The following is a 25,700-nucleotide window of genomic DNA, read 5'->3' as shown; positions in this document are numbered from 1 at the left end:
GACCAACCGGGAAGCCGCCCGGGGGGTTCCGCCCCTCCCCGAGGGGAGGGGCGGCTCGGCCTTGGCCGATCTTCTTTACTTTAGCCGATCTTCGCCATAGCGACTGCGGTGTCGCTCATGCGGTTCGAGAAGCCCCACTCGTTGTCGTACCAGGTCAGGATGCGCACCAGCGTGCCTTCGATGACCTTTGTCTCGCCCAGGGCGAAGATCGAGGAATGGGGGTCGTGGTTGAAGTCGGTGGAGACCAGCTCCTCCGTGTAGTAGCCGAGGATGTTCTTGAGCGGGCCGTCCGCCGCCTGGCGGATCGCCGCAGTGATCTCCTCGACCGAGGTCGCGCGCTTGGCGATGAACTTGAAGTCGACGACCGAGACGTTCGGCGTCGGCACGCGGATGGCGGTACCGTCGAGCTTGCCCTTCAGGTCGGGCAGGACCTTGCCGACCGCCTTGGCCGCGCCGGTCGAGGTCGGGATCATGTTCAGGGCCGCCGCGCGGGCGCGATGCAGGTCCTTGTGCATGGTGTCCACGATCCGCTGGTCGCCGGTGTAGCTGTGGATCGTAGTCATGAAGCCCTTCTCGATGCCCACCGTGTTGTTCAGCACGAAGGCGACCGGGGCCAGGCAGTTGGTAGTGCAGGAGGCGTTGGAGACGATCCGGTGCTCGGGGGTGAGCTTGTCGTGGTTCACGCCGAAGACGACCGTCAGGTCCTCGTCGGTCGCGGGCGCCGAGATCAGGACCTTCTTCGCGCCGGCCTGCAGGTGCTTCTCCGCATCGGCGCGCTTGGTGAAGATGCCCGAGCATTCCATCGCGATGTCGACGCCCAGGTCACCCCACGGGAGCTGGGTGGGATCGCGCTGCTGGATCACCTTGATCTCGTGGCCGTTGACCACAAGGGCGCCCTCGCGGGCCTCGACCGTGCCGGGGAAGCGGCCGTGCACGCTGTCGTACTTCAGCAGGTGCGCATTGGTCTTCACGTCCGCGAGGTCGTTGATCGCGACGACTTCGAGATCGGTGCGCTTGGACTCGTAGATCGCGCGCAGCACCAGCCGACCGATGCGCCCGAAGCCGTTGATCGCCACCTTCACTGCCATCGACCCCTCCTTGATTGACGTTTCGAAAGCCCGCTTACAGGCGGGCCTTGACCGCCGCCACGGTAGCGTCGGCGGTAATTCCGAAATGCTTGTAGAGATCCTGGTACGGGCCGGACTCGCCGAAGCTCTTCATGCCGATGAAGATGCCCTCGGGGCCGATCCAGCGATCCCAGCCCAGCCGGACCATGGCCTCGATGCCGACGCGCAGCGTGCCCTCGCCCAGGACCTCGGCGCGGTAGGCCTCGTCCTGCTCCGCGAAGAGCTCCCAGCTCGGCATGGAGACGACCGCCGTGGCGATCCCCTCGGCCTCGAGCCGGTCGCGCGCGGCGACCGCGATCTCGACCTCGGAGCCGGTGGCGAGAAGCGTCACCCGGCGCTTGCCGGCCGCGGCCTCGCGCAGGACGTAGGCGCCCCTGGCGCTGAGATTGGCGCTCTCGTGCTCGGTGCGCACGGTTACGAGGTTCTGGCGCGTCAGCGCCAGAACGCTCGGCCGGTCCTTGTGGCGCAGCGCGAGCTGCCAGCACTCGGCCGTCTCGACCATGTCGGCCGGCCGGAACACCATCAGGTTCGGGATCGCGCGGAGCGCGGCGATGTGCTCGACCGGCTGGTGGGTCGGCCCGTCCTCGCCGAGCCCGATGGAATCATGGGTCAGCACGTAGACGACGCGGCGGCGCATCAGCGCCGACAGGCGGATCGCCGGACGGCAGTAGTCCGAGAAGACGAGGAAGGTGCCGGCATAGGGGATCACGCCGCCATGCAGCGTCAGGCCGTTCATGCAGGCCGCCATGCCGTGCTCGCGCACGCCGTAATGGATGTAGCGGCCGCCGTAGCTGTCGCGCCGCACCGCCTCCATCCCCTTCACGCGGGTGTTGTTGGACGGCGTCAGGTCGGCCGAGCCGCCCAGCAGCTCGGGAACCAGGGGCACCAGCGCCTCGAGCACCTGCCCGGAGGCAACGCGCGTTGCAGTCTTCGGCCTTTCGGCGGCGGTCTTGCGCTTGATCTCCTCGATCGCGGCATCGGCCGCCGCCGGCAGGTCGCCGGCGATCGCGGCCTCGAAGGCGGCGCGCCGCTCGCCCGCGGCCTGCAGCCGGTCGCGCCAGGCCGCGTGGGCGGGGGCGCCCCGGGCGCCCACGTCGCGCCAGGCCTTCAGGATCGTGTCGGGGATCACGAAGGGCGCATGGCTCCAGCCGAGCTTCTCGCGCGCGGCATCGATCTCCTCCTGTCCCAGGGGAGAGCCGTGGCAGTCCTTGGTGCCGCCCTTCTTGGGCGCGCCGTAGCCGATGATGGTCTTGCAGGCGATCAGAGAGGGCGCGTCGGTCGTCCGCGCGTACTCGATCGCGGTCGCGATCTGCTGGGGGTTGTGCCCGTCGATCTCGCGGACGTCCCAGCCATAGGCGCGGAACCGGTTCAGCGTGTCGTCGGTGAAGCTGAGCTGGGTTGAGCCGTCGATCTGGATCGAGTTGTCGTCCCACAGCACGATCAGCTTCGAGAGGCCCAGATGCCCGGCCAGCGACGCGGCCTCGTGGCTGATGCCCTCCTGCAGGTCGCCGTCGGACGCGATCACATAGGTATAGTGGTCGACCAGCTCCTCGCCGAAGCGGGCGGCCAGGTGGCGCTCGGCCAGCGCCATGCCGACGGCGGTCGCGATGCCCTGGCCGAGCGGGCCGGTCGTCGTCTCGATGCCGCTCTCCTGCAGGATCTCGGGATGGCCCGGGGTCTTGCTGCCGACCTGGCGGAAGCGCCGCAGCTCGTCCAGCGGCATGCCCTCGTATCCCGCCAGGAAGAGCAGGGAGTAGAGCAGCATGGAGCCGTGGCCGGCCGACAGCACGAAGCGGTCGCGGTCGGGCCAGAGCGGCGCCTTGGGATCGAACTTCAGGAAGCGCGAGAACAGCACAGTCGCAACATCCGCCATGCCCATGGGCATGCCGGGATGTCCGGATTTCGCCGTCTCGACCGCGTCCATGGCGAGGACGCGGATGGCGTTCGCCATCTGCTCGTGGGTCACAGCCTGGGGGGAGGCGGGCGGCTGCGTCGTCATCGTGCCGGATTCCTGAAGGTGGAGCTGAAGGCCAGCGGGGGCTGGACGCGGTAGCGGCAAAGGCCCGCGGAACGGTCGGTGCGGGCTGGTCGCAGGGCGCGGCGCACCATGCCCGCCACCGCCCGGTCCCGTCAACCCGTGCGTGACCCTGCCACGTGCCGCGCGTGGTCGCACCACGTGCCGTGCGTTGCCCTGGCGGTTGTCTGGCAGTTGTCGCGCGTGGACGCGCCCCGTCGGGCGTCGCCAAGGCACGTGCCATCGGTCGTTGACGGCCCAGGCGCCCGCCTTCTAGTGTCGCGGCCGGAAAGGCCCCGAACACGCGCAAACGGATCCCGCCAGCCATGCACCCCCTGCAAGCCGCCATCAGCCGACTGGACGCGGCGGTCTCCCGCCTGGAGGCGGCGCTCGACGCCCGGTCCTCGGCCTGGCAGGCCGAGATCGCTGCCTCGCGGGAGGCCGAGGCGCAGGCGCGGCAGCGCGTGGAGACCGTCGCGGGTCGCCTTGACGTCGCGATCGGGCGCCTGCAGGGCGTGCTGGAGGAATAGGACGATGCCGCGGGTCGACGTCACGCTGAACGGCCGCACCTACAGCGTCGCTTGCGAGGAGGGCCAGGAGAACCGCGTGCGCGAGCTCGGGCGCCACGTCGAGGGCAAGCTGCGCCAGGTCCTATCGCGCGGGGCAGGCGGCGCGAACGAGCCGCAGCTTCTCGTCCTGGCGGCCCTGATGGTGGCCGACGAGCTGTTCGACCTGCGCGCGGAGCTCGCCGCGCAGACTGCGGCGCTGCCGCGCGAGGACGCCGGCGTGGCCGACGCAGTCGACCAGCTCGCGCAGCGAATCGAGGCCATTGCGGCCCGGCTCGATCGTTCCTAGATTGGATGCGGGAAGGCTGCTGCGCGGTGCGCCAGGCTGCATTATCCCCGGGGCCGATACCTATCTTCCCAGGGAGCTGTCCCTGCCGGGATCGTGGTCTCGGTACACGGCGCCCACCTGCATAGTGCAGGCCGCGGAGGATACGCATATGCCATCGGCCGAGGCGGCACCTTCCCGCTCATTCCATGCCCGTGATCCCGTACGGGACGAGGCCGAGCTGGCCGCGCTGAAGCGGACGGCTCGCGCCGCCGCGCGCCGCCGCCGCGCCGAGGCGGCGCGGTCCGTGCCCGACGCGGCCGACCGGGTGCGCGAGCATGCCCTCGCAGTGCTGCCCCTGTCGCCGGGAACTCCGGTTTCGGGCTACTGCCGCGTCCATGACGAGCTGGACCCCCTTCCGCTGATGCTGGCGCTGAACGGGCGCGGAGCCACCCTGGCGCTGCCGGTGGCCGAGGCGCGCGGAAGGCCCCTGAAATTCCGCCGCTGGTCGCCCGGCGATCGACTCGCCCCGGGCGCGCTCGGCATTCCCGAGCCCCTGGCGGGAACCGAGGAGGTATCGCCGCGCCTGGTCCTGGTGCCCATGCTCGCCTTCGACCGCCGCGGCGGACGTCTGGGCTACGGCGCCGGCTTCTACGACCGGACGCTCGCGGAGCTGCGCGCCCGCGGTCCCGTGCTGGCCGTCGGGCTCGCCTATGCCGCGCAGGAGGCTGACGCCGTTCCCTGCGACGGGCTGGACGAGCCGCTGGACTGGATCGTCACCGAGACAGAAGCCATCGACCTTTCCGCCCTGCGCGGGAGCCGCGCATGAGGCTGCTTTTCCTGGGCGACGTGGTCGGGCGCAGCGGCCGCGACGCGCTGCTGCGGCACCTGCCCGAGCTGCGCGCTGCGCTCCAGCCCGACTTCGTGGTCGTGAACGGCGAGAACGCGGCCGGCGGCTTCGGCATCAACGACAAGATCGCCCAGGAGTTCTTCGCGGCCGAGGTCGACTGCATCACGACCGGAAACCACGTCTGGGACCAGAAGGAGCTGATCGGCGCCATCGACCGCGAGCCCCGGATCCTGCGACCCATCAACTTCCCCGAGGGGACGCCGGGGCGGGGCGGGGCGGTCTTCCAGACCGATCGCGGGCGCCGGATCCTCGTCCTGAACGTGATGCTGCGGCTCTTCATGGACCCGCTCGACGATCCCTTCGCCGCCTGCGACCGCGCCCTGCGGCAGTTCCGCCTGGGACCCGGCGGGGTCGACGCGGTGATCGTCGACGCCCATGGCGAGGCGACCTCCGAGAAGATGGCCATGGGGCATTTCCTGGACGGCCGCGCGTCGCTGGTGGTGGGGACCCACAGCCACGTGCCGACCGCAGACCTTCAGATCCTGCCGGGCGGCACCGCCTATCAGTCCGATGCCGGGATGTGCGGCGACTACGACAGCGTGATCGGGATGCGCAAGGAACCCGCCATTGCGCGCTTCGTCCGCAAGATGCCGGGCGAACGGCTGAGCCCCGCCGAGGGTGAGGGGACGGTGTGCGGCGTCTTCGTCGAGACCGACGACCGCACGGGCCTCGCGGTCCGGACCGAGCCCGTGCGGCTGGGCGGGCGCCTGTCCCGCGCCATGCCCGAGCTCTCGCAGGGCTGATTCCTGTAGGAAAGGGTCCTCAGAAGGCCGGCAGCCCTGCGATCCGCATGCCGTCCCGGGTGAAGACCGTGCGCATGCGGCAGTCGGTGTCCATGTCGGCCACGAGATAGCCGGGCTGGTCCTGGACCCGGACCCAGGCGAGATGGCCGATCACCCGGTGTGCAATCCCTCCCGAAACGATGGGCTCGTAGAAGACCTGCCGCACCTGCGCGGCGCTCAGGCCGGCGCCGGTCAGCACGCGCGCCGTCGCCTGGCTGCACTGATGCGCTGGGAAGGCCGCGACGCGAGCCGCCATGTCCGGGGGGGCGGGCGGCTGCGGCGGCAGTGCCGCGCAGGCGGCGAGCGCCAGCGCCGCCGCGGGCGGAAGGAACCTCATGGCGATCTCCAGGATGCTGCCCAGGACCATATGGCGTCGCGCCCTGCCGCTGTCAGGAGGCGCATACCTTCCCCGGGTGGAGCGCTGGCGCTCTCCGCGCTGGGGCGCGCCGTCGGCTGGGTCGGCCATGTGCTGGAGCAGTATGCCGATGCGCGCCTGATCCGGCCGCGCGCCCGCTACGTGAGGCCACTTCCTGGCGGAGTGAGTGGTGCCGGCAGGGTCCAGGCCGGCGTCCGGTACCGCGCCGCGAGGAAGTCCACGAAGCTCCGGACCTTCGCCGAAAGGCTGCGTGTCGGCGGATAGACGGCATGCACGGCGAGTTCGGGCAGCCGCCAGTCCGGCAGGATCTCCACCGCGCGCCCGGCGCGGATATCCGGCGCCGCGATGAAGTCCGGCTGCACGGCGATGCCCACCCCGGCGCAGACCGCGGCCATCAGCGCCGTTCCGCTGTTGGCCGACAGGCGGCTGGAGAGCTGCACCGTCACCGCCCCTTCGGGCCCCTCGAAGGTCCAGTTGCCGCGGAAGGAATCGTAGGCATAGGCAAGGCAGTGATGGCGTGCGAGATCCGCCGGGTGCCGGGGCTCGCCATGCTCCGCGAGGTAGGCTGGCGAGGCGCAGGCCAGGATGCGGCAGACGGCGAGCCGGCGCGCCACAAGCGTGGAATCCGCCAGCCGCCCGATGCGGATCGCCACGTCGAAGCCTTCCTCGACAAGGTCGACGACGCGGTCGTTGAGAGCCAGCTCGACCGTGACCTCGGGGTTCAGTCGCATGTAGTCGCCGATGTCGGGCGCAACGTGCAGAGGCCCGAAGCTCATGGGCGCTGAGACGCGCAGCACGCCGCGCGGCCGGGCATGCAGGGCCGATGCCTCCTCGTCGGCTTCGGCCACGTCGGCCAGGATTCTCTGGGCGCGCCGGCAATAGGCCGCGCCCGCCTCGGTCGGGCTGAGCCGCCGCGTGGTCCGGTTCAGCAGTCGCGTTCCCAGCCGCTCCTCCAGGTCGATGATTGTGCGGCTGGCCAGGGCGCGCGACATGCCGAGCTGCTCTGCCGCAGCCGAGAAGCTGCCGGTCTCCACGATCCGGACGAACAGCTCCATGGCGGCCAGGCGATCCATTCAGCACCTCTTGGATTGTCAACCTGCCTTTGACGATCAATTGCGCAATCGACCGATTATGTCCAGGCCTGGGCATGGGACACTGGCCGACACGAAAAGGGCCTGCCAAGGCCCGCCGCCCCACATCGCGAGGTGTCCTGCCATGACCGAGTCCCGCAACGCCGACTATGCCGCCCTGATCCTCCGTGTGGCGCTCGGCGCCATGTTTCTGGCGCACGGCCTGACGAAGGTTTTCGTCTTCACCCCGGCCGGCACGGTCGGCTTCTTCGGCTCGCTCGGCATTCCCGCCGTCTTCGCCTATCTCACCATGCTCGCCGAGGTCGGCGGCGGCCTGCTGCTGATCCTCGGCGTCCAGGTGCGCTGGGTCGCGCTGCTCCAGATGCCGGTCCTTATGGGGGCGGTGGTCGTCCATAGCGGCAAGGGCTGGGCCTTCGGCAACCCAGGCGGCGGCTGGGAGTACCCGGCTTTTCTGGCGGCCGCCCAGGCAGCCCTGATCCTTCTCGGCGACGGCGCTCATGCGCTGCTGCCGTCCTGGCGGATCGTCCGGCGCGCCGGCCCCCAGCCCGCGTAATACCAAAGGGCGGGACCAGCGGCGGCGCGGGGCCTTCCGCCCCGCGCCGCCGCATCATCGTGCGAAGGGGCCCCCTGAATCCTTGACCCCGGAACTCCGAACCCCTGCGCGGACCCTCGACGCTGGGCCGGGCCTGTGCTCGACTGCCGGCCTTCGGGAGGAGGGGGATCACCATGGAGTTCGACGTCGCGCGCGCTCGGGCCGAGACGCCCGGCTGCGGCACGGTGCTGCACCTGAACAATGCCGGCGCGGCCCTGCCGCCGCGCCCCGTGCTCGACGCGGTTCAGAGGCATCTGGTCCGCGAGGCCGAGATCGGCGGCTACGAGGCCGAGGCCGAGGCGCATGGCCGTATCGAGCACGCCTACGATGCCGTGGCGCGCCTGCTGAACTGCCGGCGGGACGAGATCGCGATGGTCGAGAACGCGACCCGCGCCTGGGACATGGCCTTCTACGCGCTGCCGCTCGGGCCCGGTGCCAGGATCCTGACGGCCCGCGCGGAATACGCCAGCAACTACATCGCCTTCCTGCAGGCCGCGCGGAACCGCGGCGTCTCTGTCGAGACGGTGCCGAGCGACGAGACCGGCGCCCTGTCGGTCGAGGCGCTGTCGGGCATGATCGACGAGCGGGTGAAGCTGATCGCCGTCACCCATGTGCCGACCAATGGCGGCCTCGTGAACCCGGCGGCCGAGATCGGCGCCGTCGCGCGCGCCGCCGGCATCCCCTACCTGCTTGATGCCTGTCAGTCGGTGGGGCAGATGCCCGTGGACGTGGAGGCCATCGGCTGCGACATGCTGTCGGCGACGGGCCGCAAATACCTCCGCGGCCCGCGGGGCACCGGCTTCCTCTATGTCCGGCGCGGCCTGATCGAACGGCTGGAGCCGCCCTTTCTCGATCTCCACGCGGCGAGTTGGACGGCGCCGGACCGCTACGAGATCAGGCCCGACGCCCGCCGTTTCGAGAACTGGGAGAGCTTCGTCGGCGGCCGCATCGGCCTCGGCGTGGCCGCGGACTACGCGCTCTCTTGGGGGCTCGACCGCATCGCCGCCCGCGTCGGAGAGCTGGCCGAGGGGCTGCGCGCGCGTCTGGCCGCGCTGCCGGGCGTCCGGGTCGCCGACCTGGGGGTGCGGCGCTGCGGCATCGTCGCCTTCGCGCCTGCGGGCGAGGCGCCGGAGGCCGTGAAGGAGCGGCTGCGCGCCCGCGGCATCAATGTCTCGGTGACGCGGGTGGGCTCGACCCGGCTCGACATGGAGGCGCGCGGCATCGAGAGCCTCGTGCGCGCATCGGTCCACTACTACAACACCGAGGAGGAGCTGGACCGCTTCTGCCGGGCTCTGGCCGAGGCCGCCTGAGGAGGCCGGGCCCGGGGCCTTGGGGACACCCGCGGGCCCTTGTGCCGGGCCGGTGGCTGCGTCAAGGTGACGCCGCCCATCCGCCCAAGGGGACCGACGATGCCGCGCGAGATCGAGTACTTCTTCTCCATGGCCTCGCCTTGGAGCTATCTCGGCCACGCGGCGTTCCAGGAGATCGCGGCAAGCCACGGGCTCCGCGTGGCGTACCGGCCCGTCGCGCTTGGCGCGCTGTTCCCCGAGACCGGCGGCCTGCCACTCGCCCGGCGTCACCCGGCGCGCCAGCAGTACCGCCTGGTCGAGCTGCAGCGCTGGCGTGACCGGCGTGGCCTGCCGCTGGTGACCCGGCCCAGGCACACGCCCTTCGATCCCTCGCTTCTCGACCGCGCGGTGATCGCGCTGGCGGCATCCGGCCACTCCCCCGACGCCTTCATGCGGCGGGCCTTCGCCGCCGTCTGGGCGGAGGAGCGAAACCTCGAGGACGCCGCCGTGGTGGCCGAGGTCGCCACGTCGTGCGGCCTAGATGCCGCCTCCCTGCTGGACCGTGCGGGCAGGGCGGAGGCGACCGGGGAATACGCCGAGAACCTGCAGGCCGCCCTCGCCGCAGGGGTGTTCGGCGCGCCGTCCTGGGTGCTCGACGGGGAGGTGTTCTGGGGGCAGGACCGGCTGGATCTGCTCGACGAGGCGCTGCGCTCGGGGCGGGCTCCCTACACCCCCGGTTGAGGCCGCGGCAGCCGCTCGCCCCGTGGCATTTCCGGGGTGCATGTACCCCTTCTGGGCGCCGTATTGCTGCCATATTGACTTTCTATTCAGGACCTGCGCTGTAAGCGGCCTCCGCCGCCGCGGCGCTCCCGTTCCGGGCCAAGTGTCGCGTGCGGCACTGCACCAGATGTGGTAGAACGCCGCCACTTTTCACACAATCGGCACGGAGCGGAAGGGGCTCGAGACGCATGGCCGGCCATTCGCAATTCAAGAACATCATGCATCGCAAGGGCGCTCAGGACGCCAAGCGGTCGAAGATCTTCAACAAGCTCGCGCGCGAGATCACCGTCGCGGCCAAGGCGGGCCTGCCGGACCCGGCGGCCAATCCGCGCCTGCGCGCCGCGATCCAGGCCGCGCGCACGCAGAACATGCCGCGCGACCGCATCGACCGCGCGATCAAGTCGGGCAGCCCGGGCGGCGACGACGCCAGCTACGAGGAGGTCCGCTACGAGGGCTACGGCCCCGGCGGCGTGGCCCTGATCGTCGAGGCGCTGACCGACAACCGGAACCGCACGGCCTCCGAGGTGCGTTCGGCCTTCTCCAAGCATGGCGGGACGCTGGGCGAGACCAACTCGGTCTCCTTCATGTTCAGCCGCGTCGGCGTGATCGTGTATCCCGCCGCGGCCGCCGAGGCCGAGGCGATGTTCGAGGCGGCGCTCGAGGCCGGGGCCGAGAACGTCGATTCCGACGCCGAGCGCCACGAGGTCACCACGGCGGTGGAGGACCTGTCCGCGGTCCGCGACGTGCTGGAGGGCCGCTTCGGCACGCCCGAGCAGGCGAAGCTCGAATGGCGGCCGCTGAACACGGTCAGTCCTGACGAGGACACGGCCAAGACCCTGCTGAAGCTGATAGACATGCTGGACGACAACGACGACGTCCAGACCGTGACCGGCAACTTCGACATCCCCCAGGACGTGCTGGAGCGCCTGACGGCCTGATGTCCATGCCTGCGAAGACGCCTGCGGGCCCGGCCTTCCGGGTGCTCGGTCTCGATCCCGGCCTCCGTCACACCGGCTGGGGCGTCGTGGACGTGCGCGGCAACCGGCTGACCTACGTGGCCGACGGCGCCGTCCACACCGACGAGGCGCTGTCGCTCGCCGAGCGGCTGGTCCAGATCCACGACGGCCTCGCCGCCGTGATCGGGGAGTGGTCGCCCGAGGAGGCCGCGGTCGAGGAGACCTTCGTCAACGTGAACCCGGCCTCGACCCTGAAGCTCGGCATGGCCCGCGGCGTCGTGATGCTCGTTCCGGCGCGGGCCGGGCTCCACGTCTCGGAGTATCCCGCCAGCCTCGTGAAGAAGTCGGTCGTGGGCTCCGGGCAGGCCGGCAAGGACCAGGTGCAGGCGATGGTGCGGCGTCTGCTGCCGGGGGCCGTGGCGGCGACGGCCGACGCGGCCGATGCGCTGGCGATCGCGATCTGCCATGCGCACCACGCCCAGACCCGCCGCAAGCTCGGCGGCGTGATGGCCGGGGCCGCGCGATGATCGGCAAGCTCACGGGGACCGTCGACAGCATCGGCACCGACCACCTGATCGTGGACTGCGGCGGCGTCGGCTATGTCGTCTTCTGCTCGGTGCGCACGCTGCGCCGGCTGGAGGGGACGGGAAGCCGCGTCTCCCTGCGGGTCGAGACCCAGGTGCGCGAGGACGCGATCACCCTCTACGGCTTCGCGGACCAGGCCGAGCGCGACTGGTTCAAGGTGCTGACCACGGTCCAGGGGGTCGGGTCCAAGGTCGCGCTGGCGATCCTCTCGGTGCTGGAGCCCGACCGCCTGGCCCAGTCCATCGCGGCCCAGGACCGCACGGCACTGGCGCAGGCGGACGGCGTCGGGCCGAAGCTCGCGGCCCGCATCGTCAACGAGCTCAAGGACAAGGTGGCCGACCTGCGGATCGGGCCGGCCGCCGCCGGCGCCGCGGCGGGCGCGGCGCTCGCCATGCCCGTGGGCGCCGATGGCGGCGGGGCCACGGCCGATGCGGTCTCGGCGCTCGTCAATCTCGGCTACCGCCGGGCCGATGCGTTCACGGCGGTCGCGACCGCCGCCCGGCAGCTCGGCGATGGTGCCACCGTGCAGGCGCTGATCCGGGCCGGTCTCAAGGAGCTGAGCGCCTGATGCCCGACCCCGCCGACCGTTCCCCGGACCGGATGGTCCAGGCCGCGGCGCTGCCCGGCGAGGCGCCGGACCAGACGATCCGGCCGCTCTCGCTCGCCGAGTTCATCGGCCAGCGCCAGGTGCGCGAGAATCTCGGCATCTTCATCCAGGCCGCCCGCAGCCGGGGCGAGCCGCTGGACCACGTGCTGCTGTTCGGGCCGCCCGGCCTCGGCAAGACGACGCTGGCCCAGATCGTGGCCCGGGAGCTTGGCGCGGGGTTCCGGGCGACCTCGGGGCCGGTGATCGCCCGCGCCGGCGACCTCGCCGCGCTGCTGACCAACCTCCAGCCCCACGACGTGCTGTTCATCGACGAGATCCACCGCCTGTCGCCCGCCGTCGAGGAGGTGCTGTACCCGGCGATGGAGGATTTCCATCTGGACCTCATCATTGGGGAGGGCCCCTCGGCGCGGTCCGTGCGCATCGACCTGCCGCCCTTCACCCTGGTGGGGGCCACCACCCGCTCGGGGCTGATCACGCGGCCGTTGCGCGAGCGCTTCGGCATCCCCCTGCGCATGCAGTTCTACGAGCCCGACGAGCTGGAGCTGATCGTCAGCCGCGGCGCGCGCGTGCTCGGCTTCGACCTGACGCCCGACGGTGCCGGCGAGATCGCGCGGCGCGCGCGCGGCACGCCGCGCGTCGCCGGGCGTCTGTTGCGCCGGGTACGGGATTTCGCGGCCGTCGCGGGAGCGGCCGCCGTCGATGCCGGCATCGCGGACGCGGCGCTGAACCGGCTCGAGGTCGACCGCATGGGGCTCGACGCCATGGACCGGCGCTATCTCGGCTGCATCGCGGGCAACTACGCGGGCGGGCCGGTGGGCGTCGAGACCCTGGCCGCAGCGCTTTCCGAGGCGCGCGACGTGCTGGAGGAGGTGATCGAGCCCTACCTGATCCAGCAGGGCCTGCTGCAGCGCACGCCGCGCGGGCGCATGCTGACGGACCAGGGGTTTCGCTATCTCGGCCTGGCCGTGCCACCGGTGCCGGGGCGCCAGCTCGACCTGCTTGCGGCCCGCGACGAGGCGGATGCGGGAGAGCTCGATGACTGAGGCGGCTCGCGCGTTGTCCGGTGCGCTGGAGGGCGGCGTGCACGTCCTGCCCGTCCGCGTCTACTACGAGGACACGGATGCCGGGGGCATCGTGTACCACGCGAACTACCTGCGCTGGGCCGAGCGGGCACGCACAGAGATGATGCGGCTGCTGGGCACCGAGCACCGGAGCATGGCCGAGACCGAGGGGACGATCTTCGCGGTCCGGCGCTGCTCCGTCGAGTTCGACCGCCCGGCCCGGCTGGACGACCTGCTGCGGGTGCGCAGCCGGATCCTGGCCGTGCGCGGCGCCACGATCGACATCGAGCAGATCGTCGAGAGCCAAGATCGTGACATGGATGCCGCGCCCGCCGGGCGCGGAGCTCAAGTTCGGATTTCGTTAACCTTGTGCTGCCTCAATCGCGACGGCAGGCCCGTGCGTCTGCCGGCTGCGGTCGGCAGGGCGCTCGAGGCGCTCGCGGCGGCGGCCGAGGGCGGGCGGGACTGAGGAATCGAGGAGAGATGGGATGATGGGTGCTGCGGCTCAGGCGCACGACCTGTCCATGTGGGGCCTGTTCCTTCAGGCCGACTGGGTGGTCAAGCTGGTCATGCTGATGCTGCTGGCGGCGTCGGTCTGGTGCTGGGCGATCATCTTCGACAAGCTGGTGCGGCTGCGGAAGCTGAATTCCGAGGCAGCGGCCTTCGAGGACAGCTTCTGGTCCGGCGGCTCGCTGGATTCGCTGTATGAGCGCGTGGGCAAGCGCCCCGGCGACCCCATGTCCGCGACCTTCGCGGCGGGTATGCGCGAATGGCGCCACGCCACCGAGAAGGGCTTCCCGGCGGGCGTCAAGGCCAGCCTGCAGCAGCGCATCGAGCGCGTCATGTCGGTCACCATCGGCCGCGAGATGTCGCGGGCCGAGCGCTACATGCCGGTGCTGGCGACGGTCGGCTCGACCGCGCCCTTCGTCGGGCTGTTCGGCACGGTGTGGGGCATCATGAACTCGTTCAGCGCCATCGCGGGCTCGAACAACACGAGCCTCGCGGTGGTTGCGCCGGGCATCGCCGAGGCGCTGTTCGCGACGGCTCTGGGCCTGGTCGCGGCGATCCCCGCCGTGGTGGCCTACAACAAGTTCTCCAACGATCTCGGCCGCTACGGCGACCGGCTGGATGCCTTCGCCTCGGAGTTCAGCGCCATCCTGTCGCGCCATCTCGAGGAGCGGGCCTGACATGGGCGTTCAGCTCTCCGGATCGGGCGGGGGTCGGGGCGGCCGCAAGCGCGGCTACCGCCCGCTGGCCGAGATCAACGTGACGCCGCTCGTCGACGTCATGCTGGTGCTGCTGATCGTCTTCATGGTCGCGGCGCCGCTGATGAGCGTCGGGGTGCCGGTCGACCTGCCGCGCACCCAGGCGCCGCCGATGCCGCAGAACAAGGATCCGCTCTTCGTCACGGTCGCGCCGGACGGCAAGGTCTTCGTGCAGGAGACCGAGGTCGGGGTCGACAACCTGGTCGCGCTCCTCGAGGCCGTGACGAACGCGAACCCCGAGGCGCGCATCATCGTGCGCGGCGACAAGTCGATCCAGTACGGGCGGATGCTCGAGGTCATGGGGACCATGAGCGCCGCCGGCTATACCAAGGTGGGGCTGGCGGCGAACCTGCCGGAACCCCGCCCGGTCCGCTGAAACCCCGCGGGACAGAATGCGCCACGGCCTGATCCTCTCGGCAGTCCTTCACGTCTCGGCGGTCCTGCTCGCCGTGCTCGGCGTGCTGCCCGGGCCGAAGCCGCTCGAGATGCCGGTGCAGGCGATCCCGATCGAGGTCGTCGACATCGGCGAGATCACCAACACGCGGATCGACGAGAAGCCGCCCGAGCCGAAGCCGCCTGCGCCGCGCCCGGCCGCCGCGGCACCCCCGCCGCCACCCGCGGCGGCGGCACCGCCGCCGCCGCCGCCGCCGCCGCAGCAGCGCGCGCCCGATCCGCCGAAGCTGGCAGAGGCCCCGCCGCCGCCGCGACCGCCGGAGCCCCCCAAGGCGCCGGAGCCCGAGCCCGTGCCCGTCAAGGCGCCCGAGCCGCCGAAGGCGCCGGAGCCCGAGCGCAAGCCCGAGCCGCCCAAGCCGCCGCCCGAGCCCAAGAAGGAGCAGGTCGCGCAGAAGCCGCCCGAGCAGAAGCAGCCCGAGCAGAAGCCGCCGGAGAAGAAGCCGGAGCCCAAGCCCGAGCCGAAGAAGGAGCCTCCGAAGAAGGATCCGCAGCCGGACTTCAACCAGCTGTTGAAGGATCTGACCAAGAAGGAGCCGCAGAAGCCCGCGCCGCCGCAGCCCCAGAAGCAGACCGAGGTCGCCGAGGCGTCGCGCACGCCGGAATCGAGCGCGCCGCGGCTGTCGGACCGGCTGACCATGAGCGAGCAGGACGCCCTGATCGCGCAGATCGCGCAGTGCTGGTTCATCGATCCCGGCAAGCCCGGCATCTCGGACATCTCGGTCGAGATCCGGGTGCAGATCGGCCGGGACCGGACGGTGCAGCGCGCGGACGTCGTCGACAAGGCGCGCTTCGCAAGCGACCGCGTCTTCCGCTCCGTCGCGGAGAGCGCTATGCGCGCCCTCCACAAGGAGGAGTGCAAGCAGCTCAACCTGCCTCAGGAAAAATTCGACACCTGGCGTGACGCCGTCTTGACCTTCAACCCGCGCGACGTGATGTAGACGTCACGCACGTACCCCTTTCGCGCCACGCTTCCGACAAGATGCCACCCAATCATCAGCCTTGCCCTGCTGACGGGCCTCCTTGCCGAGGGGATGCTTCCTTGACCATGTCCGCCTTCATGACCCGCTGCGATCGTCTCGCCCGGCTCGCCGTTCTGGCGCTGGCGGTGCTCGTCGCCGGCGCCGCAGCGGCCCGGGCCGAGCTGCGCGTCGACATCACGCGGGGCACCGTGCAGCCGATGCCGATCGCCATCACCGACCTGCTCGGCCAGGGCCAGAGCGAGGGGCAGATCGGACGCGACATCTCCGCCGTGGTCTCCGCCGACTTGGAGCGCTCGGGCCTTTTCAAGCCCATCGACAAGCGCGCCTTCATCCAGGACCTGGTCTCGCTGCAGCAGCAGCCGCGCTTCGCCGACTGGCAGGTCCTGCGCGCCCAGGCGCTGGTCTCGGGCACCGTCGAGCCGCAGCCCGACGGGCTGGTCCGCGTGGCCTTCCGCCTTTGGGACGTGGCCGCGCAGCAACACCTGACGGGATTCGCCTACCGTATCGAGCCGAAGGCGTGGCGCCGCGTCGCCCACAAGATCGCCGACCAGATCTATGAGCGCATCACCGGCGAGAAGGGCTATTTCGACAGCCGCGTCGTCTACATCGCCGAGAGCGGGCCGGCCAACCAGCGCGTCAAGCGGCTGGCGGTGATGGACCAGGACGGCGAGAACAACCAGTTCCTGACCGACGGGCGGTCGCTCGTGCTGACGCCCCGCTACTCGCCGACGACGGAAGAGATCACCTATCTCAGCTTCTTCAACAACCGGCCCCGCGTCTACCTGTTCAACCTGGAGACCGGCCGGCAGGAGGTCCTGGGCGACTTTCCCGGCATGACCTTCGCGCCCCGCTTCTCGCCGGACGGCAACCGGGTCCTGATGTCCATGGCGGCCAACGGCAACACCGAGATCTACGCCATGGACCTGCGGACCCGGCGGACGCAGCAGCTCACCAACCATCCGGCCATCGACACGGCCCCGAGCTTCTCGGACGACGGCAGCCGCATCGTCTTCGAGTCCGACCGTGGCGGCACGCAGCAGCTGTACGTGATGGGTGCGGACGGCAGCGACGTGAAGCGGATCACCTTCGGACAGGGCCGCTACGCGAACCCCGTCTGGTCCCCGCGCGGCGACCTGATCGCCTTCACCCGCCTCTATCAGGGCCGCTTCTACATCGGCGTGATCCGGCCCGACGGCACCGGCGAGCGGCTGATCACCGAGGCCTACCACGTGGAAGGCCCGACCTGGGCGCCCAATGGCCGCGTGTTGATGTACTTCAAGGAGACGCCGTCGAGCGACGGCCGCAGCCGCCGCGCCAGGCTCTACAGCATCGACTTGACGGGGCAGAACGAGCGCGAGGTCGTCACGCCAATGGACGCCTCGGACCCGGCGTGGTCGCCCTTGATTCCTTAACCTTTCGCCTTTAATTTCCGCACCGCACGAACGGCGTCAAGACGACCATGCGAAAAGCCCGTAAAACGGGCCCGGCCGATAGGACGCTGGGGGCAAATACTTCGTGCTGTAACCACTTGTACGCTTATGGGGGTCAATAACATGCGTCTCAAGCTTCTCGGCCTCGCGGCCGCCGTTGCGCTTCTCGCCGCCTGCAGCTCCGACCAGGATGCCGCCGGCACCGGCAGCGTGACCGGCGCCACCTCGGCCACCGCTCCGACCACCAACGCCGGCGCGGTCCGTCCGGGCACCCGTCAGGACTTCGAGGTCAACGTGGGCGACCGCGTCTTCTTCGGCTTCGACCAGTACGACCTGTCGCCCGAGGCCCGCTCGACCCTGGACCGTCAGGCCCAGTGGCTGAACCAGTACCGCGCCGTGACCATCCAGGTCGAAGGCCATGCCGACGAGCGCGGCACGCGCGAGTACAACCTCGCCCTCGGCGAGCGCCGCGCCAACGCGGTGAAGAACTACCTGGTGGCCCGCGGCGTCGATCCGAACCGCGTCGGCGTCATCAGCTACGGCAAGGAGCGTCCGGCCGTCCTCGGTTCGAACGAGGCCGCCTGGGCCCAGAACCGCCGCGGCGTCACCGTCGTCCAGTAATCTGGACGCGCGGAACCGCGCGACAAGGCGCCGTCTCCTTCGGCCCATGGACCCGTCCATGGGCGGGCAGGGGACGGCGCCTTTGCGTTTCGGGCGCGACGCGACGTGGCCGCGCCACACTTTCGCCCCCATGGGGCGTCACCTTCGACCCTCAGCAGCCTCCGAAGACATCATGATCCCTGCGTCCCGCTCCATTCACCGTCATCGCCGCCTGGCGGCGGTCCTGCTGTTCGGCGCGGCGATGGCCGCGACCCTTCCGGCCGCGGCCCAGGACATGGGCACGCTGCTGAACAGGCTGAACCGGCTGGAGAACGAGGTCGACACGCTGAACCGGCAGGTCTACCGCGGTAGTCCGCCTCCGGCCTCGGCGGCTGCCCCGGCGCCCGGCGGATCGCTGACGCCTGGCAACCTGGCGGCGGATTTCGAGGTCCGGCTCAGCCGGCTCGAGCGCGAGATCGCGACGCTGACGGGCAGGAACGAGGAGCTGCAGTACGGCCTGACGCAGACACGCCAGCGCCTTGAGAAGATGCAGGAGGACCTGGAGATCCGCCTCCAGGAGCTCGATCAGAAGCTGGCTGGCGCCCCGGCAGGGAGCCCGTCGGCGCAGCCCGCGGCCGGCGCCGCTCCCGCCGCGCGTCCGCCACAGCAGGCTGCGGCGCAGGCGCCGGCCGCTCCCGCTGGCAGGCCCGACGCCCAGGCGCAGCTTCCCGCCGGCAACGCGCAGGAGCAATACGATCGCGCCTTCCAGATGCTGCGCAGCGCCGACTACGCCAAGGCGGAGCAGGCCTTCGCCCAGTTCGTGAAGGCCAACCCCAACCATTCGCTGACGCCGAACGCGCAGTACTGGCTGGCCGAGACCTATTACGCCCGCAACCAGTTCCGCCAGGCGGCCGAGGCCTATGGCGAGGGCTACCAGAAGGCACCCAAGGGGCCGAAGGCGCCGGACAACCTTCTGAAGCTGGGCCTTTCCCTCTCGGCGCTCGGCCGCAAGGACGACGCCTGCCTCGCCTTCGCCCAGCTCGGCAAGGCCTTTCCCGACGCGCCGGCGACCATCAAGCGCCGCGCGGATCAGGAGCGCGGGCGCCTGAACTGCTCGTGACAGACGACGACAGCCCGCTTTCACAGGCCGCCTTTGCGGATCTCCTCGACCGGCTCGGACCGTTCGAGCCGCGTCCGCGCCTGGCGGTTGGCGTGTCGGGTGGCCCCGACAGCCTGGCACTCTGCCTCCTGGCGCATGGCTGGGCCGTCGCGCGCGGCGGCCACGTCCTGGCGCTGACGGTCGATCATGGCCTTCGACCCGGCTCGGCCGCCGAGGCAGCACAGGTCGGGACCTGGCTGGGCGCCCGCGGGATCGCCCACGCCGTGCTGTCCTGGACGGGGCCGAAACCCGGCACCGGCATCCAGGAGGCCGCCCGCGCGGCGCGTCTGGCTCTGCTGGAGGCGCGCTGCCACGCAGAGGGCATCCTGCACCTGCTGCTGGCTCATCAGCGCGAGGACCAAGCCGAAACGGTGCTGATGCGCCTGGCCCGCGGCAGCGGCCCGGACGGGCTGGCCGGGATGCCTGCGGTCCGCGAGTCGCAGCTCGTGCGCATCCTGCGCCCCCTCCTGACCGTTTCGCGTACCCGTCTTGCGTCCATGCTCGCGCAAGATGGGCAACCTTGGGTCGAGGATCCCGCCAACCGGTCCCAGACCTTCGCACGGGCGCGGCTGCGGCGCAGCGCCGCAGTTCTGGCCGAGGAGGGGCTCACGGCGGGAGGTCTCGGGGAGACGGCGCGCCGCTGCGCCGGCGCCCGCGCCGCGCTCGACCGCGCCGTCACGGCGCTGCTGGCCCGGTCGGCCGAGATCCGGCCGGAGGGCTGGATCCTGCTGGACGCTGCGGTCCTGGAGGCCGCGGAGCCGGAGCTGCGGCTGCGCGCTCTGCTCCGTTGCCTGGAGACCGTCGGCCAGGCGCCGGTTCGCCGCGCAGCGGCCGAGGCGCTGGCGGCGGAGCTGCCGGGCTGCCACGGAAGGACGCTTGGCGGCTGTCTGGTCCGGCGCTGGCGGGGCCGGATCCTGGTCGCGCGCGAGCCCTCGGCGGTTCAGCGCCGCATTCCTCTGGTGTCCGGTGAACCGCAGCGGTGGGATGGGCGTTTCCTCGTCGATATGCAAGGGACCGGCGGACTTGCGGTCGGCGCGCTGGGAGAGGCGGGACGGCAGGCAGTGCAGCGGGCGATGGGTGCCGCGACGGCCGGACTTCCGGCGCCGGTACTCGAGACGCTGCCGGCATTCTGGTCCGGGGAGCGCCTGATCGCGGTTCCATCGGTGGGGTTCCGTGACATGGATGGGGACAAAGATGGGACCGATCCCGGCATGCGCGCCACGGCCCTGGCGGCCCGGGCGGTCTTCGCACCGGAAAGGCCCCTCGGCAGTGCCCCCTTCGCGGTTGTTTGATGAGCAACCGTCATTATCTAATCTGCTTAGGAGCGCCTCCCCCGCACGGGGGCGGAGCTTGCCGCGCCGTACAGGCTCGGGGCTGTTCGACGAAAGGCTTGGACCGTGAACAACTTCGGTAAGAATCTGGCACTCTGGATCATCATCGGGCTGCTGCTCGTAGCCCTGTTCAACCTGTTCCAGAGTTCGTCCACCCGCAGCCCCCAGGCCAGCGTCCCGTTCAGCGACTTCCTGAACGACGTCGAGCGCGGCCAGATCGCTGACGTGACGATCAAGGGCAACCAGATCAGCGGGCACTTCACGGACGGCCGTTCCTTCAGCACCTATTCGCCGCCCGAGGCGAACCTCGTGGACAGGCTGGCCAACAAGAACGTCCGCATCAGCGCGATGCCCGACGACAGCAACGTGCCCTCGCTGTTCAGCGTGCTCCTGTCGTGGTTCCCCATGCTGCTGCTGATCGGTGTGTGGATCTTCTTCATGCGCCAGATGCAGTCCGGCGGCGGCAAGGCCATGGGCTTCGGCAAGTCCCGCGCCCGGCTGCTGACCGAGAAGGTCGGCCGCGTCACCTTCGACGACGTCGCCGGCATCGACGAGGCCAAGCAGGAGCTCCAGGAGATCGTCGAGTTCCTGAAGGACCCGCAGAAGTTCCAGCGCCTCGGCGGCAAGATCCCCAAGGGCGTTCTGCTCGTCGGCCCGCCGGGCACCGGCAAGACGCTGACCGCGCGCGCCGTCGCCGGCGAGGCCAACGTCCCGTTCTTCACGATCTCGGGCTCCGACTTCGTCGAGATGTTCGTGGGCGTCGGCGCCTCGCGCGTGCGTGACATGTTCGAGCAGGGCAAGAAGAACGCCCCCTGCATCATCTTCATCGACGAGATCGACGCCGTCGGCCGCCACCGCGGCGCGGGTCTCGGCGGCGGCAACGACGAGCGCGAGCAGACCCTGAACCAGCTGCTGGTCGAGATGGACGGCTTCGAGGCGAACGAGGGCGTGATCCTCATTGCCGCGACCAACCGCCCCGACGTGCTCGATCCCGCGCTGCTGCGTCCGGGCCGCTTCGACCGCCAGGTGGTCGTCCCGAACCCCGACGTGCTCGGCCGCGAGAAGATCCTGAAGGTCCACATGCGCAAGGTGCCGCTGGCGCCCGACGTGGACGCGCGGACGATCGCCCGCGGCACGCCCGGCTTCTCGGGCGCCGACCTCGCCAACCTCGTGAACGAGGCGGCGCTGCTGGCCGCGCGCATGAGCAAGCGCGTCGTCGGCATGAACGAGTTCGAAGCCGCCAAGGACAAGGTCATGATGGGCGCCGAGCGGCGCTCGATGGTCATGACCGAGGACGAGAAGAAGCTCACGGCCTATCACGAGGCCGGCCACGCCATCGTCGCGATCCACATGAAGGACAGCGACCCCGTGCACAAGGCCACCATCATCCCGCGCGGCCGCGCGCTGGGCATGGTGATGCGCCTGCCGGAAGGCGACCGCATCTCGCTGAGCAAGGCGAAGCTGGAGGCCGACCTGGCCGTCGCGATGGGCGGCCGCGTCGCCGAGGAAATCATCTTTGGCGTCGAGCGCGTCACCACCGGCGCGTCCTCGGACATCAAGATGGCGACCGACATCTCCCGCCGCATGGTCACCGAGTGGGGCATGAGCGAGAAGATGGGCCCGCTGATGTACGGCGAGCCCAGCCAGGAGGTCTTCCTGGGCCACTCCGTGACCCAGCACAAGAACATGGCCGACGCCACCGCCCGCGAGGTCGACGCCGAGGTGCGCCGCATCGTCGACACGGCCTATGCCACGGCGCGGCGGATCCTGACCGAGTACAACGACCAGCTCCACACCCTCGCCAAGGGCCTGCTCGAGTACGAGACCCTGTCGGGCGACGAGATCAACGCGTTGCTGCGCGGCGAGCCCGTCATCCGGCCGGACCGTACCGACGCGCCGCCCCGGCCGCAGCCGCCGGCGGCCGGCCGCCGCACCTCGGTGCCGACCAGCGGCCCCAAGGACACCGGCGGCTTCGAGCCAGAGCCGCAGCCGGGGACCTGAACCAGGGGTCCGGTCATGAGCCTTTCCGGCCAGGAGCCGGCGCAGGGCCCCGGGGAGACCCGGGGCCTTCGCGTCTCTATACCCCCCGGCGCCCGCGTCTTCCTGCGGCCGCTGGGCATTCTCGGCGGCGGCACCGCTGCCCGTGCCGTCGAGGCGGGCACGGCCCTGCCGCTGGCGGGCGGGCCCCTGGCCTTCACGGCGGCCGAGGTGATCCTGCGCGAGGGGACGGAGATGTCCCGCGCCTTGGTTCCGCTGACGGAGCTGCGGGGCTGGGTGCGTGCGCAGGGCCTGGACGATGACCTCGACCGGCTGGTCCGGCCGCGTCCGGACTTCGGCGGCCTGTCCATGGACCGCCCGCGGATCATGGCGATCCTGAACGTGACGCCGGACAGCTTCTCGGATGGCGGGGACTTCTTCGATCACGGCCAGGCGATCGAGCGCGGCGCCGCGATGCTGGCGGCCGGGGCGGACATCCTGGACGTCGGCGGAGAGTCCACGCGCCCCGGCGCCGATCCCGTCGCCCCCGAGGAGGAGATCCGCCGCGTCGTCCCGGTCGTGAGGCATTTCGCCGAGCGCGGGGCCGTCGTGTCCATCGACACGCGCCACGCGCGGACCATGGGCGCGGCGCTCGAGGCCGGCGCGCGCATCGTCAACGACGTGACGGCCCTGTCCGATCCGGACGCGCTGCCGCTGGTTGCGAAGGCAGGCGCGCCGACGGTTCTGATGCATATGCGGGGCGAGCCCCGCACCATGCAGAACGAGCTTCATTACGACGATGTCGCAACGGATGTGATGGCTTGGCTGGCCGGCCGGATCGAGGCGTGCCGGGCAGCCGGCATGGCCGATGCCGACCTCGCGGTCGACTACGGCATCGGCTTCGCCAAGGGCACGGCGCACAATCTGGAGCTGATCCGCGCGACAACGATGTTCCACGGCTTCGGCCTGCCGGTGCTGGTCGGGCTCTCGCGCAAGGGCTTCATCGGCCGCCTGTCGCGCGAGGAGCCGCCCAAGGACCGCATCGCTGGCTCGGTGGCAGCGGGCCTTGCCGCCGTCGACCAAGGCGCCCAGATCCTGCGTGTGCACGACGTCGCGGAGACCTTCCAGGCCTTCGCCATGTGGCGCGGCCTGCACGGCGCTGGCTGATCCTCTGTACGGACGCTTTTTGGACCCTGCCAGGGCCCGTGATCTTTCGGGGTAGGGAAAGGCTGCCGCGGGCGGGCGGTTCAAATCACGCCGCCGGCTCGGTATAACGGCTGGACCAATCCGGAGAGGGCATCATGTCGCGCAAGCTGTTCGGGACCGACGGGATCCGTGGCACCGCCAACACGGGGGCCATGACGGCGGAAACGGCCCTGCGCGTGGCCATGGCGGCGGCCGTGCAGTTCCGCCGCGGCAGCCACCGCCATCTGGCCGTGATCGGCAAGGACACGCGGCTGTCGGGCTACATGCTGGAGCCGGCGCTGGTGGCCGGCTTTACGTCCATGGGCATGGACGTGGTCACGGTCGGCCCCATGCCGACCCCGGCGCTGGCGCTGCTCACGCACAGCCTGCGCGCCGATCTCGGCGTGGTGATCTCGGCCTCGCACAATCCCTTCGAGGACAACGGCATCAAGCTGTTCGGTCCCGACGGCTACAAGCTCTCGGACGAGGTCGAGCTCGAGATCGAGCGCCGCATGGAGCAGCCCTTCGCCGGTGAGCTTGCGCCGCCCTCGGCGCTCGGCCGCGTGCAGCGGCTCGAGGACGCGCGCGGCCGCTACATCGAGGCCGCCAAGGCGACCTTCCCGCGGGGGCTGCGCCTCGACGGCGTGCGCGTCGCCATCGACTGCGCCAACGGGGCCGCCTACAAGGTCGCGCCCACGGTCCTGTGGGAGCTCGGCGCCGACGTGGTTCCGCTCGCCGTGTCGCCCAACGGCACCAACATCAACCTGAACTGCGGCGCCACGGCGACCGCCATGCTGCAGGAGCAGGTCGTCGCCCAGGGCTGCCATCTCGGGATCGCGCTGGATGGTGATGCGGACCGGGTGATCATGGTGGACGAGAAGGGCCAGCAGATCGACGGCGACCAGCTCATGGCGCTGATCGGCCGCTCCTGGGCCGAGGACGGACGGCTGCGCGGCGGCGGCATCGTCGCCACCGTGATGTCGAACCTCGGCCTGGAGCGGAGCCTCGCGGCCGCCGGGCTGAAGCTGGCCCGCACGCCGGTCGGCGACCGCTACGTCGTCGAACACATGCGCGAGAACGGCTTCAACGTGGGCGGGGAGCAGTCCGGCCACATCGTGATGAACGACTACACGACCACCGGCGACGGGCTGATCGCGGCGCTCCAGGTGCTGGCGGTGGTCCAGCGGCAGGCCCGTCCCGTCAGCGAGGTCTGCCGTGTCTTCGATCCGGTGCCGCAGCTCCTGAAGAACGTGCGCTTCGGGGGCGGAAAGCCGCTGGAGGAGGCGCGCGTGAAGGACGCCATTCGCGCTGCCGAGGCGCGGCTGGGCGCTTCCGGACGGCTGGTGATCCGCAAGTCCGGCACCGAGCCGCTGATCCGCGTAATGGCCGAAGGCGATGACCGCGCTTTGGTCGAGGCCGTGGTCGGCGAGATCGTGGAGGCCGTGCAGGAGGTCTCCAAGGCGAGAGAAAACGTCGCATGAAAGGCCGGGTGCTGATCGCCGCGGGGTCGGATTCCGGGGGCGGCGCCGGCATACAGGCGGACATCAAGGCGGTGACGGCCCTGAACGGCTTCGCCATGACCGCCATCACCGCACTCACCGCTCAGAACACGCAGGGTGTCTTCGGCGTCCTGCCGGTGCCGCCCGAATTCGTGGCGCAGCAGATGCGCGTCGTGCTCGACGACACCGGCGCGGACTGCGTGAAGACCGGCATGCTGAATACGCCCGAGGTGATCGAGGCCATCGCCGCCGTGCTGGGTGAGCATCCCGGCATCCCCCTGGTGGTCGATCCCGTGATGGTGGCGAAGGGCGGTGACCGCCTGCTGCAGGAGAATGCGCAGCAGGCGCTGGAGCGGCGCCTTCTCCCGCGCGCCGCGATCGTGACGCCCAACCTGCCCGAGGCCGAGGTGATGACCGGCCTGCGGATCTCGGATGTTTCGGGCATGCGCGAGGCCGCGCGGCGCCTGCTTGCGATGGGGCCCGGCGCCGTGCTGCTGAAGGGCGGGCACCTGCCCGGCGACACGCTCACCGACCTGCTCGTCACGGCGGACGGCGAGGAACGCTTCTCCTCCCGCCGGTTCGACAGCCCTCATACCCATGGGACCGGGTGCACGCTCGCCTCGGCCATCGCGATCGGCATCGCCCAGGGGCTGGAGCTCGGCGAAGCGGTCGCGCGGGCGCGCGCCTACGTCGTCCGCGCTATCGAGACGGCACCCGGCTTCGGCAAGGGGCACGGCCCGCTGAACCACGCTTGGCCGCTCGACGCCTGAGGCGTTCGGCGAGGCTCCTGATCCGGCGCAAGGCCGGCTTCACCTGCGAA

At 70.8% G+C, this 25,700-nt stretch carries 27 protein-coding genes and 1 other RNA gene; 24 read left to right on the top strand and 4 right to left on the bottom strand.

Annotation, left to right across the window (positions count from 1 at the left end; all coding sequences use genetic code 11):
- Nucleotides 1-80: 80 nt before the first annotated feature.
- Entirely contained in the window at nt 81-1,088 is a 1,008-nt protein-coding gene (gene gap, locus JUB13_RS01955) for a type I glyceraldehyde-3-phosphate dehydrogenase (RefSeq protein WP_207476739.1), read from the bottom strand.
- A 34-nt stretch (nt 1,089-1,122) separates the two neighbouring features.
- Nucleotides 1,123-3,126: a transketolase gene (gene tkt / locus JUB13_RS01950; protein ID WP_207476737.1), complete on the bottom strand. Its 2,004-nt coding sequence runs from the start codon at nt 3,124-3,126 to the stop codon at nt 1,123-1,125.
- A gap of 341 nt (nt 3,127-3,467) precedes the next feature.
- Between tkt and JUB13_RS01945 the strand changes: the two genes are divergently transcribed.
- From JUB13_RS01945 to JUB13_RS01925, 5 genes are all read left to right on the top strand, one after another.
- Entirely contained in the window at nt 3,468-3,671 is a 204-nt protein-coding gene (locus JUB13_RS01945; RefSeq protein WP_207476735.1) for a hypothetical protein, read from the top strand.
- A 4-nt stretch (nt 3,672-3,675) separates the two neighbouring features.
- Nucleotides 3,676-3,996 (top strand): cell division protein ZapA, encoded by a 321-nt coding sequence (locus tag JUB13_RS01940; protein ID WP_207476733.1) that lies wholly within the window; start codon nt 3,676-3,678, stop codon nt 3,994-3,996.
- A 13-nt stretch (nt 3,997-4,009) separates the two neighbouring features.
- Nucleotides 4,010-4,170, top strand: a non-coding RNA gene (gene ssrS, locus JUB13_RS01935) — 6S RNA.
- 43 nt (nt 4,171-4,213) lie between these two features.
- Nucleotides 4,214-4,801 (top strand): 5-formyltetrahydrofolate cyclo-ligase, encoded by a 588-nt coding sequence (locus JUB13_RS01930; RefSeq protein ID WP_207477415.1) that lies wholly within the window; start codon nt 4,214-4,216, stop codon nt 4,799-4,801.
- Entirely contained in the window at nt 4,798-5,625 is an 828-nt protein-coding gene (locus JUB13_RS01925; RefSeq protein WP_207476731.1) for a TIGR00282 family metallophosphoesterase, read from the top strand. Before JUB13_RS01930 ends, JUB13_RS01925 begins: the two co-directional genes overlap by 4 nt.
- 19 nt (nt 5,626-5,644) lie before the next feature.
- Here JUB13_RS01925 and JUB13_RS01920 read toward each other — a convergent pair whose 3' ends face one another.
- Both JUB13_RS01920 and JUB13_RS01915 read right to left on the bottom strand, forming a co-directional pair.
- The gene (locus JUB13_RS01920; RefSeq protein ID WP_207476729.1) at nt 5,645-6,001 is read right to left on the bottom strand and encodes a hypothetical protein; all 357 of its coding nucleotides are present in this window, start codon (nt 5,999-6,001) and stop codon (nt 5,645-5,647) included.
- A 176-nt stretch (nt 6,002-6,177) separates the two neighbouring features.
- Complete coding sequence (locus JUB13_RS01915) at nt 6,178-7,113, bottom strand: LysR family transcriptional regulator (protein ID WP_207476728.1); 936 nt, start codon at nt 7,111-7,113, stop codon at nt 6,178-6,180.
- Between the two features lie 142 nt (nt 7,114-7,255).
- On the opposite strand from JUB13_RS01915, the gene JUB13_RS01910 reads away from it, so the two are divergent.
- The 19 genes from JUB13_RS01910 (at nt 7,256) to thiD (ending at nt 25,650) form a co-directional block, all read left to right on the top strand.
- Nucleotides 7,256-7,684 carry a DoxX family protein gene (locus tag JUB13_RS01910; protein ID WP_207476726.1) on the top strand — a complete coding sequence of 143 codons (429 nt, stop codon included), beginning with the start codon at nt 7,256-7,258 and terminating at the stop codon, nt 7,682-7,684.
- Nucleotides 7,685-7,857: 173 nt separating this feature from the next.
- Nucleotides 7,858-9,033: an aminotransferase class V-fold PLP-dependent enzyme gene (locus JUB13_RS01905; RefSeq protein WP_207476724.1), complete on the top strand. Its 1,176-nt coding sequence runs from the start codon at nt 7,858-7,860 to the stop codon at nt 9,031-9,033.
- A 99-nt stretch (nt 9,034-9,132) separates the two neighbouring features.
- Nucleotides 9,133-9,753, top strand: a complete 621-nt coding sequence (locus tag JUB13_RS01900; RefSeq protein WP_207476722.1) for a 2-hydroxychromene-2-carboxylate isomerase — start codon at nt 9,133-9,135, stop codon at nt 9,751-9,753.
- A gap of 227 nt (nt 9,754-9,980) precedes the next feature.
- On the top strand, nt 9,981-10,730 hold the full coding sequence (locus tag JUB13_RS01895; RefSeq protein ID WP_207476720.1) for a YebC/PmpR family DNA-binding transcriptional regulator: 750 nt from the start codon (nt 9,981-9,983) through the stop codon (nt 10,728-10,730).
- A gap of 5 nt (nt 10,731-10,735) precedes the next feature.
- Complete coding sequence (ruvC, locus tag JUB13_RS01890) at nt 10,736-11,275, top strand: crossover junction endodeoxyribonuclease RuvC (RefSeq protein WP_207477414.1); 540 nt, start codon at nt 10,736-10,738, stop codon at nt 11,273-11,275.
- Nucleotides 11,272-11,901, top strand: a complete 630-nt coding sequence (ruvA, locus tag JUB13_RS01885) for a Holliday junction branch migration protein RuvA (protein ID WP_207476718.1) — start codon at nt 11,272-11,274, stop codon at nt 11,899-11,901. The genes ruvC and ruvA overlap by 4 nt, the downstream gene beginning before the upstream one ends.
- 32 nt (nt 11,902-11,933) lie before the next feature.
- Nucleotides 11,934-12,983 carry a Holliday junction branch migration DNA helicase RuvB gene (ruvB, locus tag JUB13_RS01880; RefSeq protein ID WP_407928069.1) on the top strand — a complete coding sequence of 350 codons (1,050 nt, stop codon included), beginning with the start codon at nt 11,934-11,936 and terminating at the stop codon, nt 12,981-12,983.
- A complete protein-coding gene (locus JUB13_RS01875) occupies nt 12,976-13,470 on the top strand; it encodes a YbgC/FadM family acyl-CoA thioesterase (protein ID WP_236024652.1) in 495 nt (164 codons plus the stop codon). The genes ruvB and JUB13_RS01875 overlap by 8 nt, the downstream gene beginning before the upstream one ends.
- Nucleotides 13,471-13,489: 19 nt before the next feature.
- Complete coding sequence (tolQ, locus tag JUB13_RS01870; protein ID WP_207476714.1) at nt 13,490-14,188, top strand: protein TolQ; 699 nt, start codon at nt 13,490-13,492, stop codon at nt 14,186-14,188.
- A 1-nt stretch (nt 14,189) separates the two neighbouring features.
- Nucleotides 14,190-14,642, top strand: a complete 453-nt coding sequence (locus JUB13_RS01865) for an ExbD/TolR family protein (RefSeq protein ID WP_207476713.1) — start codon at nt 14,190-14,192, stop codon at nt 14,640-14,642.
- A 16-nt stretch (nt 14,643-14,658) separates the two neighbouring features.
- A complete protein-coding gene (locus tag JUB13_RS01860; protein ID WP_207476710.1) occupies nt 14,659-15,657 on the top strand; it encodes a hypothetical protein in 999 nt (332 codons plus the stop codon).
- Nucleotides 15,658-15,764: 107 nt separating this feature from the next.
- Nucleotides 15,765-17,111 carry a Tol-Pal system beta propeller repeat protein TolB gene (tolB, locus tag JUB13_RS01855; protein ID WP_207477412.1) on the top strand — a complete coding sequence of 449 codons (1,347 nt, stop codon included), beginning with the start codon at nt 15,765-15,767 and terminating at the stop codon, nt 17,109-17,111.
- Between the two features lie 141 nt (nt 17,112-17,252).
- Nucleotides 17,253-17,750: a peptidoglycan-associated lipoprotein Pal gene (gene pal, locus JUB13_RS01850; protein WP_207476708.1), complete on the top strand. Its 498-nt coding sequence runs from the start codon at nt 17,253-17,255 to the stop codon at nt 17,748-17,750.
- A 172-nt stretch (nt 17,751-17,922) separates the two neighbouring features.
- Nucleotides 17,923-18,849, top strand: a complete 927-nt coding sequence (gene ybgF, locus JUB13_RS01845; RefSeq protein WP_207476706.1) for a tol-pal system protein YbgF — start codon at nt 17,923-17,925, stop codon at nt 18,847-18,849.
- Nucleotides 18,846-20,180 (top strand): tRNA lysidine(34) synthetase TilS, encoded by a 1,335-nt coding sequence (gene tilS, locus JUB13_RS01840; protein WP_207476704.1) that lies wholly within the window; start codon nt 18,846-18,848, stop codon nt 20,178-20,180. Before ybgF ends, tilS begins: the two co-directional genes overlap by 4 nt.
- Before the next feature lie 105 nt (nt 20,181-20,285).
- Nucleotides 20,286-22,220 carry an ATP-dependent zinc metalloprotease FtsH gene (gene ftsH, locus JUB13_RS01835; RefSeq protein ID WP_207476702.1) on the top strand — a complete coding sequence of 645 codons (1,935 nt, stop codon included), beginning with the start codon at nt 20,286-20,288 and terminating at the stop codon, nt 22,218-22,220.
- Nucleotides 22,221-22,235: 15 nt separating this feature from the next.
- On the top strand, nt 22,236-23,363 hold the full coding sequence (folP, locus tag JUB13_RS01830) for a dihydropteroate synthase (protein WP_207476700.1): 1,128 nt from the start codon (nt 22,236-22,238) through the stop codon (nt 23,361-23,363).
- Nucleotides 23,364-23,494: 131 nt separating this feature from the next.
- The gene (gene glmM / locus JUB13_RS01825) at nt 23,495-24,862 is read left to right on the top strand and encodes a phosphoglucosamine mutase (protein ID WP_456237105.1); all 1,368 of its coding nucleotides are present in this window, start codon (nt 23,495-23,497) and stop codon (nt 24,860-24,862) included.
- Nucleotides 24,859-25,650, top strand: coding sequence for a bifunctional hydroxymethylpyrimidine kinase/phosphomethylpyrimidine kinase (thiD, locus tag JUB13_RS01820; RefSeq protein WP_207476696.1), 792 nt, complete (start codon nt 24,859-24,861; stop codon nt 25,648-25,650). The genes glmM and thiD overlap by 4 nt, the downstream gene beginning before the upstream one ends.
- The last annotated feature ends 50 nt before the right edge of the window (nt 25,651-25,700 follow it).

It is taken from the genome of Arenibaculum pallidiluteum (assembly GCF_017355985.1).
Taxonomy (GTDB): Bacteria; Pseudomonadota; Alphaproteobacteria; order Azospirillales; family Azospirillaceae; genus Arenibaculum; species Arenibaculum pallidiluteum.
The sequence above is the reverse complement of the archived record's forward strand: the minus strand, read 5'-3'. Positions and strand labels throughout refer to the sequence as shown.